The sequence below is a fragment of the Shewanella litorisediminis genome (genome assembly GCF_016834455.1).
GTDB classification, from domain to species: Bacteria; Pseudomonadota; Gammaproteobacteria; order Enterobacterales; family Shewanellaceae; genus Shewanella; species Shewanella litorisediminis.
The window spans coordinates 4,124,908-4,140,670 of record NZ_CP069213.1 but is presented as its reverse complement, the minus strand read 5'-3'; the positions used below and the strand labels follow the sequence as shown (position 1 = coordinate 4,140,670).

The 15,763-nt window shown below is 55.0% G+C and carries 15 protein-coding genes; 7 read left to right on the top strand and 8 right to left on the bottom strand.

Translation table 11 applies throughout. The annotated features are described in order from the left end of the window. Positions 1 to 18: 18 nt before the first annotated feature. The 7 genes from JQC75_RS18420 to JQC75_RS18390 form a co-directional block, all read right to left on the bottom strand. Positions 19 to 957 carry a sensor domain-containing diguanylate cyclase gene (locus JQC75_RS18420; RefSeq protein ID WP_203325460.1) on the bottom strand — a complete coding sequence of 313 codons (939 nt, stop codon included), beginning with the start codon at positions 955 to 957 and terminating at the stop codon, positions 19 to 21. A 620-nt stretch (positions 958 to 1,577) separates the two neighbouring features. Beyond that, the gene (locus JQC75_RS18415) at positions 1,578 to 2,003 is read right to left on the bottom strand and encodes an Hsp20/alpha crystallin family protein (protein WP_011761686.1); all 426 of its coding nucleotides are present in this window, start codon (positions 2,001 to 2,003) and stop codon (positions 1,578 to 1,580) included. Between the two features lie 161 nt (positions 2,004 to 2,164). Then, entirely contained in the window at positions 2,165 to 2,347 is a 183-nt protein-coding gene (locus JQC75_RS18410; RefSeq protein WP_203325459.1) for a hypothetical protein, read from the bottom strand. 188 nt (positions 2,348 to 2,535) lie between these two features. Further along, entirely contained in the window at positions 2,536 to 2,748 is a 213-nt protein-coding gene (locus JQC75_RS18405; RefSeq protein ID WP_203325458.1) for a hypothetical protein, read from the bottom strand. Positions 2,749 to 2,826: 78 nt separating this feature from the next. Further along, on the bottom strand, positions 2,827 to 3,963 hold the full coding sequence (locus JQC75_RS18400; protein ID WP_203325457.1) for an ABC transporter permease: 1,137 nt from the start codon (positions 3,961 to 3,963) through the stop codon (positions 2,827 to 2,829). Continuing rightward, positions 3,960 to 4,694, bottom strand: a complete 735-nt coding sequence (locus tag JQC75_RS18395) for an ABC transporter ATP-binding protein (RefSeq protein ID WP_203325456.1) — start codon at positions 4,692 to 4,694, stop codon at positions 3,960 to 3,962. The genes JQC75_RS18400 and JQC75_RS18395 overlap by 4 nt, the downstream gene beginning before the upstream one ends. 3 nt (positions 4,695 to 4,697) lie before the next feature. Next, complete coding sequence (locus JQC75_RS18390) at positions 4,698 to 6,221, bottom strand: alpha/beta hydrolase (RefSeq protein WP_203325455.1); 1,524 nt, start codon at positions 6,219 to 6,221, stop codon at positions 4,698 to 4,700. 90 nt (positions 6,222 to 6,311) lie between these two features. On the opposite strand from JQC75_RS18390, the gene JQC75_RS18385 reads away from it, so the two are divergent. The 5 genes from JQC75_RS18385 (at position 6,312) to JQC75_RS18365 (ending at position 11,274) form a co-directional block, all read left to right on the top strand. Further along, complete coding sequence (locus JQC75_RS18385) at positions 6,312 to 6,683, top strand: GntR family transcriptional regulator (protein ID WP_011761680.1); 372 nt, start codon at positions 6,312 to 6,314, stop codon at positions 6,681 to 6,683. Positions 6,684 to 6,693: 10 nt separating this feature from the next. Beyond that, a complete protein-coding gene (locus JQC75_RS18380; RefSeq protein WP_203325454.1) occupies positions 6,694 to 7,548 on the top strand; it encodes an ABC transporter ATP-binding protein in 855 nt (284 codons plus the stop codon). Beyond that, positions 7,545 to 8,786 (top strand): hypothetical protein, encoded by a 1,242-nt coding sequence (locus JQC75_RS18375; protein ID WP_203325453.1) that lies wholly within the window; start codon positions 7,545 to 7,547, stop codon positions 8,784 to 8,786. Before JQC75_RS18380 ends, JQC75_RS18375 begins: the two co-directional genes overlap by 4 nt. A gap of 180 nt (positions 8,787 to 8,966) precedes the next feature. Next, positions 8,967 to 10,760 (top strand): AMP-dependent synthetase/ligase, encoded by a 1,794-nt coding sequence (locus JQC75_RS18370; protein ID WP_203325452.1) that lies wholly within the window; start codon positions 8,967 to 8,969, stop codon positions 10,758 to 10,760. A 115-nt stretch (positions 10,761 to 10,875) separates the two neighbouring features. Further along, on the top strand, positions 10,876 to 11,274 hold the full coding sequence (locus tag JQC75_RS18365) for an acyl-CoA thioesterase (RefSeq protein WP_203325451.1): 399 nt from the start codon (positions 10,876 to 10,878) through the stop codon (positions 11,272 to 11,274). Between the two features lie 110 nt (positions 11,275 to 11,384). Here JQC75_RS18365 and JQC75_RS18360 read toward each other — a convergent pair whose 3' ends face one another. Further along, positions 11,385 to 13,568, bottom strand: coding sequence for an OsmC domain/YcaO domain-containing protein (locus tag JQC75_RS18360; protein WP_203325450.1), 2,184 nt, complete (start codon positions 13,566 to 13,568; stop codon positions 11,385 to 11,387). A gap of 283 nt (positions 13,569 to 13,851) precedes the next feature. Here JQC75_RS18360 and JQC75_RS18355 point away from each other — a divergent pair, with 283 nt between their 5' ends. Both JQC75_RS18355 and JQC75_RS18350 read left to right on the top strand, forming a co-directional pair. Beyond that, positions 13,852 to 14,571, top strand: a complete 720-nt coding sequence (locus JQC75_RS18355) for a type 2 periplasmic-binding domain-containing protein (protein WP_203325449.1) — start codon at positions 13,852 to 13,854, stop codon at positions 14,569 to 14,571. A gap of 85 nt (positions 14,572 to 14,656) precedes the next feature. Then, on the top strand, positions 14,657 to 14,959 hold the full coding sequence (locus JQC75_RS18350; protein ID WP_203325448.1) for a hypothetical protein: 303 nt from the start codon (positions 14,657 to 14,659) through the stop codon (positions 14,957 to 14,959). The last annotated feature ends 804 nt before the right edge of the window (positions 14,960 to 15,763 follow it).

Below are 15,763 nucleotides of genomic sequence, written 5' to 3'. Positions count from 1 at the left end.
ACCGCCAATCCCAGGCGCTTAACAGGACAGCAGCTTACAGCAATTCCTTCCTGCCGCTTTGGCCTGATAGAGCGCAGAGTCGGCCAGGGAACAGAGAGTGTGTTCCTGCTCCATTGGCTGCCCCGGCTCCAGGGTCGCGATGCCGAGGCTCGACGTCAGGCGCAGCCCATCTTCTATTCTGATATTCAGGTTTTCGATAGCGGCGCGCACCTTTTCGGCAAGCCCGAGCCCCGCGGCGGCGTTTGTATTGCCAAGCACCAGTGCAAACTCATCACCACCAAAACGGCAGGCCAGATCTGTGGGGCGTTGACACATCGCCAACAGAATCTGACTGACTTGCTGCAGGTGTTCGTCTCCCACCAGATGGCCAAAATGATCATTGCAGGCCTTGAAGTGATCCAAATCCAGTAAAATCAGGGTGAGTGGGCTTTGCTCCCGATGACTTCTGCGCCATTCGTTGTGCAAAAAGCTGTTGAATAAACGCCGGTTGGCAAGGCCGGTCAGTGGGTCATGCATCGACAGCTTGGCTACTTTCAACTCCAGCAGCTTCCGCTCGGTGATATTGACATGGGCAATGGCAAAGTAGCGCGACGCCAGTCCGGCAATTTCGGTTACCCGCATCATGAACCAACGCTGAGTTGTGGGGCTGTGACAGGGGTATTCAAGGTAAAACTGTGTCTGTTCGCCAGCCATGACCCGCCTGATCCCTTCGGCAGCCGTTTTGCTGAACGACTCGGCTGAGCCATCGCAAACCCGCAAATAGTTGGTACCAGGCCAACTGTATCCCAGTGCCATGCCGTTCTCTTCGGCAAACTTATTCCAGGCAAGGTTGGTGTAGACAATAGTGCCCTGACTATCAATCACAACCACCTGATCTTCAATCGAATTCAGCAGTGCCTGCAGGCACAGGCTGCTGTCGGCAAAGGTGGGTTGCTCAAGCAGAGCGGCGTCATTCATGGCATTATTCCTCGGCGTCAGTAACGGCGACACAAGTGGTTACCGGCGACTGAAATCCGGCTGTCTGGAGAGTTGTAAACCAGTATTCCTGCCATTTTCGAGTGCTTTGGCTGGGCACTGCTTGGCACGCTAATCAGTGAACCTTGCATCTATTCCAACATGCCAAGTAAAGCATTGTGTGGCAAGTACGCCAGCCTCAATTGTAGATACCGGTACCGGCTTTTTGGCAAACCGCTGGATTGCACGACAATGTTGCCGTTGGGAATGCCAGTAAATCAACCTCCAGCTATGGTGTGCCTCGTCGGATGCTGGATACCTGAGTTGAGGTTTGCCGTAAATTCAATATGGAATCTGTATCAGCAGCTGGAAAACGGGAGTTGATAGAGGTGTTGGCCGATTATTCCCTGGCCGATTATTCCCTGGCCGGTGCGACTGGCATTGGGGCGCTGTAACCATGGTTTCGACGACTGTCACCCAAGTTGCGGGTGTGTATCGTCTTTCTGATGACATGGTTGGGTGAATATTTTTCCTGGAAAGACTCGTCAGGAAGAAAGGGCCCGTCAAGTGATAAACAAAGCGCCGCAATGGCGGCGCTTTTCCACGTACCATGAGCCATGATTCTAGTGGATATCAATCCGTTGGCAGCGTTCTTTTTTGACCTCTGTCTTTGGCAGGGTCAGGTATAACATGCCGTTTTCGAATCGGGCATCGATGGCAGTATCGTCAACATTGTCTGGCAGCTGGAAGCGGCGGGTAAATTGCCCGTGGAACCGCTCATTCAGATGCTGCTTATCGTCGGTATGTTCATACTTGCGTTCGCCGCTGAGAACCAGATAACCATCTTCGACGGCCAATTGGATGTCATCCTTACTGATCTCGGGCATTTCGACTTTCAGCTGATAGCTTTCGGCGTTTTCACTGATGTCGGTCGCAGGTAACCAGTTGCGCTGGCCATTTACCATGGCGGTAGGCCAGTGCAGCATAGGCTCAAACCGGCGCAGCATGTCGTCGAAAGTCTCAGCAGGATTCCAGGGACGCAGTTTCATGGTTTCCTCCTTACAGACGTCCGTCCTGTCTCACTTCAACGAAGGGGAGAGTAATATCTCCCTCGAAAAATTATGGTCTTTACCCGGTGGTTTTCAAGGCCTCAAAGACGTGTTCACCCGCTTGGCGTGTCCCGAAATATTGCCAGTGTAAAGTGAGGTTTTCAGTGGTCTTTGGGCGGTTGTTTGGCCTTGGCTGCGTGGTAAAAGGCAAGGGTCATGGCGACTGTCATTGGGAGGGCAATGGCCAGCCCTGTGATCAGGCTATCCATGGCCACACCACAGGCTATGCCTATGGCCAGTCCTGGCCCAAGTGCTGACAGCAGGGCGGTGAATTTGGTTTTCATCTGGATGTCGTCCTTGATGCTGGTGCACTGCCGAGTGCTTGGGTAATTATCGAGGGCTGCTTTTGGGTTGGGCACTCAGCCCGAATTTGGCAGCGAAAGCAGAGATGCCCCGGACTGAAGTGCTTATCCCGGTCCTTGGGCACCCTTTGGACTAACGCTGTCCCTTATGTGACATTTGCCTGATGGGCTCAGAGCCGGGAGATTTGTTGCTTAACCTCGTACCCGGGCTCAGTCACTATGGCTTCAAGCGTGGCGATGCGGGCCTTGAGAGCGGCATTTTCGTCGGCGAGCTTTTTGACATCGCCGGGGGAGCGGGTACGCTGGCTTCGAAAATAGCTGGTCAGTACCTGGGCTGCGAAAGCGGCCACCATGATCAGGGTGACTGCGGTTAACTTATCCATAAGGTGTCTCCTTGATATTTTCAGGTGTTACCTGTGAAGTTTGCCGGAGATGCCCCCGGCAACCTGAGGTGCTGGTCGTTACAGACCAAACACCACCTTTTCACTCTTGAGCGATCTTTCCATGGTGAAGGCAAGTACCAGCGCAATGGCCAGGGTGCCAGCCGAAGTCACCAGCAGCTGCAAAATTGGCAAGTCCTTACCCTTCACCAGCTCCATCAGCGCCTGTTGCTGGCCCGAGATAGGCAGCCAGGCAAGCACATCGGGCGCGATTTGGTAGGTGGAGGTCATGGCCAGCGCCAGGGGTACAAACAGCACCATGGTGAGATAGGACTGTGCCTCTTTAAAGGTTTTGGCCATAAAGGACACGGCTAACTCAAGGCTTGCGGCCAGCAGGGCAACCGGCAGAGCGACCAGCAGCATTACCAACATAAATTTGGGATCCAGATTGATGGCAAAACCCAGTTCCTGCCAGGGCACCATGGCGTAAGCGAATTTGGAGACCACCAATATCAGCACCACCCCCAGGATGGCAAAGCCGGTAACCGCAAGAATTTTCGACCACACCAGCTCGCGGGTACTGATGGGGTGGCTCAGCAGCAGTGCCAGGCTGTTACGCTCACGCTCACCGGCACTGGTGTCGATGGCCAGGTTCATGCCTGAGATAAACACCGAGTAAATCATGGTGAAGATGGCCAAACCCAGAATCATGCCGCCCTTGGAGTCGGCGGTGGCCTCGTCCTGCAGCTCCACATTGAGGGGTTGGACTACCCTTGGGTCAATGCCGCGGGCAATGAGCCGCAGGCTGCCCATTTCGGCGCTGTATTGTTGCAGCAGTGCCTGCAGGCGGCGGATGGATTTTTGCAGCTTCTCGTCGGAATTGTCGGCCACCAGGGTCACCAGCGCCGCTTCGCCCTTGGCCATCTGCGCCGGGTATTCCTCGGCAATGATGAGACGAATGGGTTTGGCCTGAGTCGCATCGTCGCTGTGGCTGACGCCTTTGCTTTCCAGGTAGTGCACCAGATCTTTGGCCTTGGCGGCGTTTTCAATCTTGATGAACAGGTCATCCGGACTGGAGAGCTGGTTAATCATCACCATAAAGAGACCAGACATGATAAGCGGTGTACCTATGGCGTAATAGAGGCCCGCCATCACGGAGCGCTTGTCCCTGAGCGCATCGAGAAGCTCCTTGCGCAGCATTGTCAGTATCCGTTTCATGCGGCTATTCCTTCATCGGTTCCAATCAGTTGAATAAAGGCTTCTTCCAAAGAAGCGTGTCCGGTTTGCTCACACAGCTCGGCAGGGCTGCCCACGGCAACCACTTCACCCCGGGCCATCACTATCACCCGGTCGCAAAGCGCGGCGACTTCCTGCATCACGTGGCTTGAGAAGAGGACGCAATGCCCCTGGGCGCGTAAATCACTCAGCATGCCCCTCAGCACCCGGGTACTCATTACATCCAGGCCGCGGGTGGGTTCATCGAGGATGATGTTGCGCGGCTGGTGCACAATGGCCTGCGCCAGTGCGGTTTTCATCCGCTGTCCCTGAGAGAAGCCTTTGCAGCGACGGTCGGCGATTTCCTGCATATTCAACTGTGCCAGCACCCGGGTGGTGGCTTCGTCGGCAGAGCGGCCGTTCATACCCGACAATTCGGCAAAGAAACGTATGTATTCCCGGGGGGTTAAGCGCTCGTAGAGGCCAAAGGGATCGGGAAAGAGTCCCAGGGCCTGTTTGGCGACTATGGGCTGCTCGGCCACATCAACGCCATCGATAAGGGCATTACCCTGGTCGGGTTTCAGGAGGCCAAACAGGGTGCGCAGACAGGTGGTTTTCCCTGCGCCGTTGGGGCCAAGCAATCCGGTGATTTCACCGTCACGGGCCTCAAAACTGAGGTTGTTGAGCGCCTGTACCTGGCCAATTTTTTTGTATAAGCCATTCACTTTAATCATGATTCATTCCTTATTGGCCAAAGGGCTTACGGCAGGCAGCGGCTCAACCGTGCTGGCATTGAGATAAAAACCCCGGCGGATATCCTTTTTCAGGCAGTCGGTTTCCAGCGCATCGACAGCGCCTTCGCTGACAAACTCGGCAATGATGCCGCTGGCACAGGATTCACGGGCGATACCATGGCCCGAGTAGGGCGCCACCAAATGGCGGGCATTAGGCATGTTCGCCATGGCCATCTCGGCCCAGCTCGGTGGGGTGGCAGGGTCCAGCTCACCGGACAGCAGGAGCACCGGCAGCTTGGTGTCTATCGCGTCGGCGAAGTTGGCGTCCATGGCGGGCACCTGCCAAACACTGCAGGCTTTTTGCAGGCCATCGAGCATCAGTTTGCCGTAGTAACTCTGTTGCAGACGCTGTTGCAGGTCGGCATCGATGCGATGCATATCTTCGCCACACACCACGGAGTTATGCATGCCGCTGGCCAAATCCAGGCTGCCGAGGGTCATGCCGTACAAGCCAAGAATGCTCTGATAGTTGCCCTTGGCCGCCTCGTGGATTGCCAGCGGCAACAGGGCGCGGGTAGTGGGTGAGTAGAGGGCCAAACGCACTACCCCGGCAAACTTACTGCGGGTGAGCAAAAACTGCTGTGGCTCACCGGTGAGCGGGTGATTGACGCCAATATCCACGGGGCTTTGAGCCAGGCGGCTGTGCACTGTTGCCAGCTCATCGGCCAGTTGCGGGAAGTGGGCCTGGCAGGCCGCATTCCCGGCGCAGTCTTTAAGCAGCAGCGCCACGGCACGGTCGATGGCTTCACCAATGGCCAATACCGATTGCTGCATGGGCACTACACCATCCAGGGTCACGGTTGCCAGTGCTTCAGGGTAGTGGCGCAGGTACAGCTGCCCCATGCGGCTGCCGTAAGACACGCCGTAAACGTGAAGCTTTTGGTAACCCAGCGCCTTTCGTACCGCCTCAAAGTCGCTCAGTGCTGTGACACTGCCATACTGGCTGATATCGGCATTCTGGGTTGCCAGACACGCGCGGGTCTCGGCAATCATGTCGGCGTTTTCATCGTCGATGGCAAGAGGATCCAGGCCGTTGTCACTGCAGGCCAGCAGATTGGAGCGACCGGTACCGCGCTGATCGATGAGCAGTATGTCACGGGTCTGACGCACCTTGCGGAACATGCTGTTAAAGCCAGCGGCATTGTCGATGGCAGATTGGCCGGGGCCACCTGCGATGGCGAGAAAGGCCTCACCGGGAAAGCTGGGCTTGATGGCTGGCAGCACCGCATAGTGAATGTCTATCTGTTTGCCTTCGGGCTGTGCGGGGTTTTCCGGCACAGTGACCACGCCGCACAAAGCGCGGTCGGAGATGTCTTTCAGGTAGCAGCCCTGTGGCCCTTCTCTTGCGGGGCGCTCCAGTATGTCTGTCGCCATGGCATGGCTTTTCAAGGCCATCATCGCCAACAGGGCTGCACCGGCAAGCCGGGGAGCCTTGTGGGCAAGTTGGCGTAAATTCCTTAGCTTCATAAGACCTATTTCCTTTTTGCAATCCTGGCCGACTGTGTTAGTTTATAGTGTATCGGTGTATCAATGTATTAATACAGTGATTCAAGGCTAATGTTAGAACTTCTCAATGTCAACCCCTCGAGTGGCGAGCCGATTTACCGGCAGCTGCATGAGCAGATAGTCAGACTCATTGTCTCTGGGCAGTTATCCCCGGAGACAGTGCTGCCGTCTGTGCGCCAGATGGCGGAATATCTGGCGGTCAATCCCATGACGGTGTCGCGCGCCATTCAGCAGCTGGTGGATCAGGGCTATCTGGAGCGCCGGCGCGGTCAGGCTACCCGGGTGGCTGAGAGCAGCGGCAACCACGCCACCTCGGGGGCGCAGCTGCTGACGCCTGAGCTGGAAAAGCTCTGTCAGCAGGCGCGACAACTGGGCGTAGACCTTGATGAACTTAAATCTCTGCTCGACAGCATCTGGCAATGAGGCCTGAAGGATGGACATGGAATTGAGTAACAATGGCCCGCTGCTTGAAATCCGGGGACTGAAAAAGCGCTTCGGTGACAAGACGGCATTAAATGGCGTGGATCTCACCCTGGAAAGTGGCATGGTGGTGGGTCTGCTGGGGGAAAATGGCGCCGGTAAATCTACCCTGATGCGCTGTATCCTCGGCCTGATGGAGGCCGATGAAGGCGAAATCTGCACCCTGGGGCAAACACCTTCGACGCTGTCAGCCAGTGCCAAGTCACGTATCGGTTATGTGCCCCAGCAGCACTATGGCTACGAAGGTTTCAGTGTTGAGCGGGCCTTGTCGCTGCACGCCAGCTTTTACCCCGATTGGGACCCAAAGCTCGAGCAGAGCTGGATGAAGCGCTTTGGTCTTGACCCCAAGGCGCAGGTGAATCGTCTCAGTGTGGGCCAGCGCCAGTCGCTCGCCATCATCATGGCCATGGCCTATCGCCCTAGCCTGTTGGTGCTCGATGAGCCTGTGGCCAGCCTCGACCCATCTGCCCGGCGCCGTTTTATGGGCGACCTGTTTGAACTGGCGCTGGATTCGGGCTCGGCGGTAATTTTCTCTTCCCATATCACCTCGGATCTGGAGCGGGTTGCCAGCCATGTGGCGCTGCTCAAAGACGGCCAGTTGCTTATCATGGGCGAGTTGGATGCGGTGCGTGAATCGGTGCGCTTGCTGACGCTGGCCGAAGGCAGCCAGTTGCCCGGCGCTTATCGGGTGCTCGGTCGACAGGGCAACCGGGTGCTGGTGGATGGCTTCAGCGGTGAATCATTCCCCGGATTGCTGGGCGTGGACACTGTCAATCTGGAGCAGCTCTTTATGGAGCTGCACCCATGAGAGCCCTGACAAGCTTTTGGTCGCTTTGGTGCAAAGATGTTGGCAGCGCCAGCTTTGTTGGCATGGGGGCCCTGTTTGCTGTGGTGCTTGTGCCCTTGGCTTTGCTGCTTGGGAAAACTGACGAGGCGGGCTTTATGTTGAGCTTTGCCATCATCGGCTTTTCCAGCGCCATTGCCTGGCAGTGGAATCGCCTGCACGCTGCTGAATGGAGTCTGATTAATCCCGGTTTCCCGGCCATGGTACGCCAACAGTCATTGGCGCTGATAGGTGCCAGTGCAGTGCTCATTGTGGCCAGCTGGCTGTGGCTGGATGTGCCTCTGGGTTATGGAGGGCTGGCGCTGCTGCTTGGCGCCGGATTCTTGTGGTTGTGCAGCCGTCGCCCCGGCAACTTCTATCTGTCCATGGTGGCCTTTTTTGCCATCGTGCTGTTTAAACCCCTGTTGGCGCTGGCGCCCATTTTGAACCTCCTGGCCCTTCCGCTGGCGTTGATGGCCTGGATTTGGCTGGATGCGCGGCTTTGGCGTACCCACTGGCAGCAGGGAGCGGTGAGCATCTATTGCAACGGTATGACCACGGGTGGCTTTTTCCTGCCAAACTGGCAATGGTTGCAGCCTACCCGGGTTGTGGATGCCTGGCTGTTTCCCTTCAGCTATTTTGGTGGCCCGGCGATTAACGCCTTTTTGCTGTTAATCCCCGTGATGGCCTTGCTCGTCAGTGTGCTGCTGAAGATGAACGGCAGCGACACCAGCTTTTTGCACCTGTGGGTACAGTTTGCGGTGATGATGAGCGCCATGGCCCATTGGACCCGCACCATGCGCTGGCATTCTGTGGATAGCCTGCTGATGTTGCCGCTGTTTTCCGGGTGGGACGATTTTTGTCAGCGCTTTTATCGCGCTCAGCTGCGGTTTTTACTGCTGACTGCGCTCAGTATGGCGCTTACGGCTGCAGTGGTAATTGGCCTGTTTGCCTTACCTGCCTGGATCTGGTTGCTCACCGTACTGGCCACTGTCTGGGGCGCGGCGCTGATCATGGCTCTTGGGGTATTCAGTCGCAACAGTTTGCATACTACTGCCTTGATGCTACTGATGATTTTACCTCTGGTGACTGTTGATGTTGCCATTCGCTTCAGCCTCAAGGGTGAGATAGATACCGGGCTATGGCTGGGGGTGAATGCCGTACTGGTGGGCGTAAGCCTGCTACTGATGCGGGCCACCTCGGGACGTTTGCCAAGGGCATAAACCCGCCTCAACCAACCACCATGCCACCCTCTGACTATGTGGGTGGCGTTCACTCTTTCGACAATTTTAGAGCAATAACTCTTACCTTTGTGTGTGCCTTGGGCTAGAATGCCGCCAAAAAGAGGAACACTTGTAAGCTAAAGTGGCTGCAAGGTTCCCGGTTTATCAGGCAGGTAATTCATGTCACTCGAGCAATTTCATCTGGTCAGGCTGCTCAAGGCCAGGACTCAACAAAATCCCGATGCCATCGCCCTGAAAGGGTTCGAAATGGCAGCCCCCTGGGATGCTGTCAGCCGCAAGGCCTTCGACCACAGCAGCGATAGTCTGGCGATGCAATTGATTGCCGGTGGCTTGGCAGTGCAGGCCAAGGTCGGCATTATGTCGAACAACTGTCCACAGTGGACGGTTGCCGATGTCGCTGTGCTTAAGGCCCGCGCCGTAGTAGTGCCCATCTATCCCACCAGTACCCGGGAACAAGCCGCTTTTATACTCAACGACGCCGAAGCCAGTTGGTTGTTTGTGGATAATGCCGAGCGCTATGGGCTTGCCTGTGAGCTGCGCGCTTTTTGCCCACAGATAAAAACCATAGTGGTGTTCGATGACGCTGTGGCGCTGACCCATGCCGATGATGTTCACCTGAGCCAGCTGCTGATGGCGGCGCCCGATGGTGAGGCGGCCAGGGAGCTGGGAGCTCGCTTCGAGCAAGCCAATCTGGACGACTTGCTGACACTCATCTACACCTCGGGTACCACAGGGGATCCCAAGGGCGTGATGTTGCCCCACAGAGCCATTGCCTCCACCATTCGCCAGCATGACAAACGCCTGGCCTTTACCGAAGGCGATGTGTCGCTGGCCTTTCTGCCCCTGAGTCACGTATTTGAACGTGGCTGGAGCTTTTACGTGCTTGGTCGTGGCGGCTGCAATGTGTACCTGAGTGACACCAACAGAGTGAAAGAGGCCATCGCTGCTGTGCGTCCTCACACCCTGTGTGTGGTGCCCCGTTTCCTCGAAAAAGTCTACAGCGCTGTGCAGGACAAGTTGTCCCGGGCGCCGGCATCCCGCAAGGCGCTGTTTGCCTGGGCCATGTCAGTGGGTGGACGCCGCTTTGAAGTGGCTCAGGGCCGCGCCAAAGGTGGCTTGTTGTTATCCCTGCAGGCCAGACTGGCCGACAAACTGGTGGGCAGTAAGATCCGTGATGTGCTGGGTGGCAGGCTCAAGTTTATGCCCTGTGGCGGCGCAGCACTGAATGCCGATGTGGGCGCTTTTTTCAACGCGGTAAATGTGCCCGTGCTCTGTGGTTATGGTCTCACCGAAACCACGGCCACCGTCACCTGCAATACCCTGGATAACCGGGTGCCAGGATCCAACGGTCAGTGTTTGCCCGAGGTGGAAATCCGCATCGGTGAAAACGATGAAATTCTGGTCCGTGGCGATACCGTGATGACCGGCTATTACAAGCGCCCCGACGATACAGCCAGCGCCTTTGAAGATGGCTGGTTTAAAACCGGTGATGCGGGGCGACTGGATGAGGCCGGTAACCTGTTTATTACCGATCGCATCAAGGAGCTGATGAAGACCAGTAACGGTAAATACATTGCGCCGCAGCGGGTGGAAGGCGTTGTAGGCCGTTGCCCCTTTATCGAGCAGGTGGCGGTGATTGCCGATGCCCGCAACTATGTGACCGCGCTGATTGTGCCCGCCTATGAGGCGCTGGAAGCCTGGGCCAGGGAGAAAGGGCTCAAGTACGAATCGCCACTTGAGCTTATCCGCCACAGCCACGTGTTGGAGCACTTTGAAGCTCGGCTTAAGTTGATGCAGGAAGGCCTTGCAGGCTTTGAGCAAATCAAGAAGTTTACCCTGCTGCCCGATGCCTTCACCATGGAATCGGGGCTTATCACACCTACCCTGAAACTCAGGCGCAAGGTGATTTATCACAAGTATCAGCGTGAAATCAGCGCCATGTACGGCAGCTGAACCAAATCAGATAACAGGCCGCCTTCAGGCGGCCTGTTATTTTCTGTCGTGGCCTTAAGAGCCTGATATACTGGTGGCGCCGAAAAGAATCAAAATCCAACAGGAACAGTAACCTATGGCGCAGTTTGACCTCAGTATTCAGCCCAGATTCAACGAAACCGATGGTTTGGCTCATATCAATAACACAGTGATACCCGTCTGGTTTGAAGCGGCCCGCGAGCCGATTTTTGCCATTTTCAATCCGGAACTGGATCTCAATCACTGGAACCTGATTGTGGCCGGGTTCACCATCGCCTTTACCGCGCCCACCTATTACGGCAAGCCGGTTGAGGTGGTTACCCGCATTTCCCGCATCGGCAATTCCAGTTTTGAAGTGCTGCAGCAGAGTTTTCAGGCCGGCAAAATGACCGCCGAAGCCAAAACCACCCTGGTGCATTACGATTACGAGACCGAAAAGAGCGTGGCTATTCCGGCCGATATCCGCGAGCTGCTGGGCGCCTACCTCGTCGTCTGACTTAAGTTTTCTCGCTCACAAAAAAGCCAACCCATGGGGTTGGCTTTTTGATGTCCGGTTAAAAATCAGTGCCGGACAATGTCAGGACTGGAGAATGTCAGAACCGCGAATTACAACCCCGCCAGTTTGGCGCGGGCGGCGTGCAGCTTCTTGTAGCTTTCAATCAGTCGCTGATGGCGGTCCAGCCCTTCCAGTTTCATGCTGGTTGGGGTAAGGCCGTAGAAACGCACCGAACCTTCCACCGAGCCGATGACCGCCTCCATGGTCTCTTCGCCGAACATGCGGGTGAGGTTGTGGCGGTAGTCCTCCAGTTCCAGCTCGTCGTCCAGGCTGATTTCCAGCACCGCTGACATGGCCTGATAGAAGAGGCCGCGTTTTACTGTATTGTCGTTGTATTGCAGGAAGGTTTCGGTCAGTTCCTGCGCCGCTTCCAGCTCGCCCAGCGCCAGGTAGCACAGCAGCTTAAGCTCAAGGATAGTCAGCTGGCCCCAAACGGTATTTTCATCGAACTCGATACCAATCAGGGTGATGATGTCGGTGTAGTTATCCAGCTCACTCTCTTCGAGGCGTTCAACCAAATCAGTCAGCTCATCGTCGCTGAGGCGATGCAGATTGAGGATATCTTCACGGAAATCCAATGCCTTATTGGTGTTGTCCCAAATCAGGTCGGTCACCGGATACACCTCGGAGTAGCCGGGCACCAGAATACGGCAGGCGCTGCCAAGGGCGGTAAACTCGGCGATATAGGCCTCAAGCCCCAGGTCTTCGAGGATGCCGAACAGGGCGGCGGATTCTTCTTCATTGGTGCCGGAGAAATCCCACTCCACAAACTCATAGTCGTGTTTGGCACTGAAGAAGCGCCAGGAGATCACCCCGGTGGAGTCGATAAAGTGCTCAACGAAGTTCTCCGGCTCCTGTACCGCCATGCTGTTGAAGGTCGGCTTTTGCACATCGTTCAGGCCCTCGAAGCTGCGGCCTTGCAGCAGTTCGGTAAGACTGCGCTCCAGCGCCACTTCCAGGCTAGGATGGGCACCAAAAGAGGCAAACACGCCACCTGTGCGTGGGTTCATCAAGGTCACGCACATCACAGGGAACTGGCCGCCGAGGGAGGCGTCTTTCACCACCACCGGGAAGCCCTGGGCCTCCAGCGCTTCGATACCCGCTACGATGGATGGGTACTTGGCCAGCACCTCTTTGGGTACGTCCGGCAGGGCAATTTCTTCTTCAATGATCTGGCGCTTTACCGCGCGCTCAAAAATTTCCGACAGACACTGCACCTTGGCTTCGGCCAGGTTATTGCCTGCGCTCATGCCGTTGCTGAGGAACAGGTTTTCAATCAGGTTGGACGGGAAATACACAGTCTCGCCATCGCTGTGGCGAGTGTATGGAATGGCGCAGATACCGCGCTCATAGTTGCCCGAGTTGGTGTCCACCAGATGTGAACCGCAAAGCTCGCCATCGTTGTCGTAAATATCTAGGCAATACTCATCCAAGAGGCCTGCGGGCAGCGAGTCGTCATCTTCCAGCGGGAACCACTTTTCATTGGGATAATGGACGAACTCTGCATTGGCAATTTCTTCGCCAAAATACTGATCGTTATAGAAGAAGTTGCAGCTTAGCCGCTCGATAAACTCACCCAGCGCCGAGCACAGGGCACTTTCTTTGGTGGCGCCTTTGCCGTTGGTAAAACACATGGGCGAGGCGGCATCGCGGATATGCAGCGACCAGACGTTGGGCACCAGGTTGCGCCAGCTGGAGATCTCGATTTTCATCCCCAGCTCCGCCAGTTTGGCGGTCATGTTGGCGATGGTCTGCTCCAGCGGCAGATCTTTACCCAGAATAAAGGTGCTGTGATCGGCATCCGGCGTCACCATCAGCATGGCCTGGGCGTCTTCGTCGAGATTCTCAACAGTTTCGATAACGAACTCGGGGCCGGTCTGGACGACTTTTTTCACGGTGCAGCGGTCGATGGAGCGCAGAATGCCTTCGCGGTCTTTTTCACTGATGCTTTCCGGCAGTTCGACCTGAATTTTGAACTGCTGGTTATAGCGGTTTTCCGGGTCAACAATGTTGTTCTGCGACAGGCGGATACCTTCGGTGGGAATATCCCGCGACACGCAGTACACCTTCACAAAATAGGCGGCGCACAGGGCGGAAGAAGCTAGAAAGTAGTCGAAGGGGCTTGGCGCAGAGCCATCGCCCTTGTAGCGAATAGGTTGGTCGGCAACCACGGTGAAGTCGTCGAACTTGGCTTCAAGTCTCAGGTTATCGAGAAAATTAACTTTGATTTCCATGGGATAATTCCAGATGTTGCGGGCAAATGCAGTTGCCCAGCGGCAAAACCGCCCAAAAATTAGCGCAATTATCGGCTTTTTTGCCCCATTAGTCTTGGGTTAATTGTGCAAGCACAAATCAGGCTAAAAGAGGAGGAAGTTTGCCGCAGCACTGCGACAAGGCGTCCTATACTGAGAACAGGTTAGAGACCCTGCCCAAGATGGCGCAGCCAACCACTCGAGAGTAAGGAATACCAAGGGGTTAACAGTGGCAAAAATTCGCGGGTTATATGGAATCTTTCTCGTGCTTATCAGCCTGTGTTTTGGTGTCAGGGGCGAAGAGGCGCCATTGGTGTTTATCAACGCCAGGGATGAACACAACAGCGGGTATAAATGGTTGCAACTGGTGTATGACGAAGCCTTTAAGCGACTGGGCAAGCAGTACGAAGTCCGTATTTATCCCGATAAGCGAGGCGAACTCCTGTTGGCACAGGGGGCCGTGGATGGTGACCTGGCCCGAACCCAAGACTTTATCGGGCTGCATCCCAACCTGATTTTGGTGCCTGTGGCGGTGGCCTGGAGCAATGTTGCAGCTTTTACTACAAGGGAGGATTTGGTGCTGCAGCAATGGGAAGATCTGGCCCTGTACGATTTAAGAGTGGAATACCGCCGTGGCGCGGTCCTGGCGGAGACGCGCCTCGTGCCACTTATTAAGCCGGAAAATCTTTCCATCGCCAATGATTGGGAAACCGGGATCCGAAAATTACTCGCCGGCAGAACCGATGTGTATGTAGACATGGAGGTCGATATACAGTCATTGCTTGCCAGCGGCGCTTTTCCCCATGCGAGTCTCAAAATGGCCGGAGTGCTGGAGAAGGTTTATGGCTACCCCATACTGCACCCCAAGAATGCTGCGTTGGCCAAACCCTTTGAGCAGGTGCTGGGAAACATGACCCGGGAAGGGTTAATCGAGTCCTATCGTCGCCAGGCATTCGCCCAGGCAGAAGCGGGCGGTAGTCCTTAACCCATTCAAGATGGCACATGACACGGCTTTATCGGCCAGTTGCTGAGGGGTATGATGGGACCATAAGCAGTTGGTGGAGTGTGAAATGAGCGGTCTTACGCCCGAGTTGGCAGTGGTATTACTGAATCTGGCGATCATAGTGTTTGCTTACGGCCTGGTATATCCAAGAGTGGCTGGCAGCGACTTTCAACGTATTTCTATTTGCGACCTGGGGGCTTCCGGGTTGGCCTTGCTGACTGTGGGGCTTAAGTACTGGGGTTCAGGGGCGAGTTTCAATCTGCTGTTTACCGATGTGAATTGGTTCTGGTTTACCCTGGTGAGCTACTTTGTGCTCGAGCTGCCTGCCATCTTTTGGTACTTCAAAAAGTACGGTGTCAAACTCTCCTGAGTCCCATTTTACCTGCTAAGCCTTGTCTCTCTTCATCCGACAAGACTGGGCGGCAATGCCTATATTGATGATTTATTTTCATCATTTTGCAATGGGGATTTGCAATGGGGAATTGTTCGTGCTCTCAGCGGCTCGGGATCGCCTGAGTCTTTGGTCGGCTATGTTGTAGGTTTGGTGTCTGGTACTTTCTCGTGCCACGATGCAAAATTCTGACGTGTAAACGAGCTGATAAGACGCACTGGTCAATACCCAGGTTTGATGTATCAGTGTAGCTTGGTTGGCGTGATTGTGCTGGGTAGTTCGCTTGGTGTTAGACAGATACCATGGTGTTTTTTCCTGCTTATGGATTAATTTAAATAATCTGTAATTTATGTATGTATATTATTTTCATGTGCTTATGATATTTTATGGTTCATAAAAATTGGTTTGTTTAAAAGCTTTCTCCATTTCAGACTTTACATCCAGGCTTTAAATAGCCCATCTGCGATTCTGCAAAGTATTCCTCGTTCTTGCATACGTGAGGGAGTGGCAGGTTGTTCCCTTTGGGCTGCCAACACCAGATGCCTGAAGGCGATATCTTTGTATCCTTTGAGTCTCTAAATCGTACCGGGCGGCATGCCTGATCTGGCATTTGTGGGGTTGTTAAGCGTCTGTATCGTTATGGTGATGCACTAATGGGTGAAATATATTATTCTATGCCTGCTGGCAATAACGCATTCCAACCGTTGTAAAGCCGAAATCTTGCCTGCGTTACGCAAGGTGAAAGCCGCGATAATTCGCTTTATCTCTGCCGGTAGCACCGTG

What these genes read in the sequence shown, in the direction of transcription:
- JQC75_RS18395 (WP_203325456.1), bottom strand. Translation starts at nt 4,694, where the DNA reads ATGATTAAAGTGAATGGCTTATACAAAAAAATTGGCCAGGTACAGGCG.
- JQC75_RS18380 (WP_203325454.1), top strand. Translation starts at nt 6,694, where the DNA reads ATGGACATGGAATTGAGTAACAATGGCCCGCTGCTTGAAATCCGGGGA.
- JQC75_RS18410 (WP_203325459.1), bottom strand. Translation starts at nt 2,347, where the DNA reads ATGAAAACCAAATTCACCGCCCTGCTGTCAGCACTTGGGCCAGGACTG.
- JQC75_RS18370 (WP_203325452.1), top strand. Translation starts at nt 8,967, where the DNA reads ATGTCACTCGAGCAATTTCATCTGGTCAGGCTGCTCAAGGCCAGGACT.
- JQC75_RS18405 (WP_203325458.1), bottom strand. Translation starts at nt 2,748, where the DNA reads ATGGATAAGTTAACCGCAGTCACCCTGATCATGGTGGCCGCTTTCGCA.
- JQC75_RS18385 (WP_011761680.1), top strand. Translation starts at nt 6,312, where the DNA reads ATGTTAGAACTTCTCAATGTCAACCCCTCGAGTGGCGAGCCGATTTAC.
- JQC75_RS18350 (WP_203325448.1), top strand. Translation starts at nt 14,657, where the DNA reads ATGAGCGGTCTTACGCCCGAGTTGGCAGTGGTATTACTGAATCTGGCG.
- JQC75_RS18390 (WP_203325455.1), bottom strand. Translation starts at nt 6,221, where the DNA reads ATGAAGCTAAGGAATTTACGCCAACTTGCCCACAAGGCTCCCCGGCTT.
- JQC75_RS18365 (WP_203325451.1), top strand. Translation starts at nt 10,876, where the DNA reads ATGGCGCAGTTTGACCTCAGTATTCAGCCCAGATTCAACGAAACCGAT.
- JQC75_RS18415 (WP_011761686.1), bottom strand. Translation starts at nt 2,003, where the DNA reads ATGAAACTGCGTCCCTGGAATCCTGCTGAGACTTTCGACGACATGCTG.
- JQC75_RS18400 (WP_203325457.1), bottom strand. Translation starts at nt 3,963, where the DNA reads ATGAAACGGATACTGACAATGCTGCGCAAGGAGCTTCTCGATGCGCTC.
- JQC75_RS18375 (WP_203325453.1), top strand. Translation starts at nt 7,545, where the DNA reads ATGAGAGCCCTGACAAGCTTTTGGTCGCTTTGGTGCAAAGATGTTGGC.
- JQC75_RS18420 (WP_203325460.1), bottom strand. Translation starts at nt 957, where the DNA reads ATGAATGACGCCGCTCTGCTTGAGCAACCCACCTTTGCCGACAGCAGC.
- JQC75_RS18360 (WP_203325450.1), bottom strand. Translation starts at nt 13,568, where the DNA reads ATGGAAATCAAAGTTAATTTTCTCGATAACCTGAGACTTGAAGCCAAG.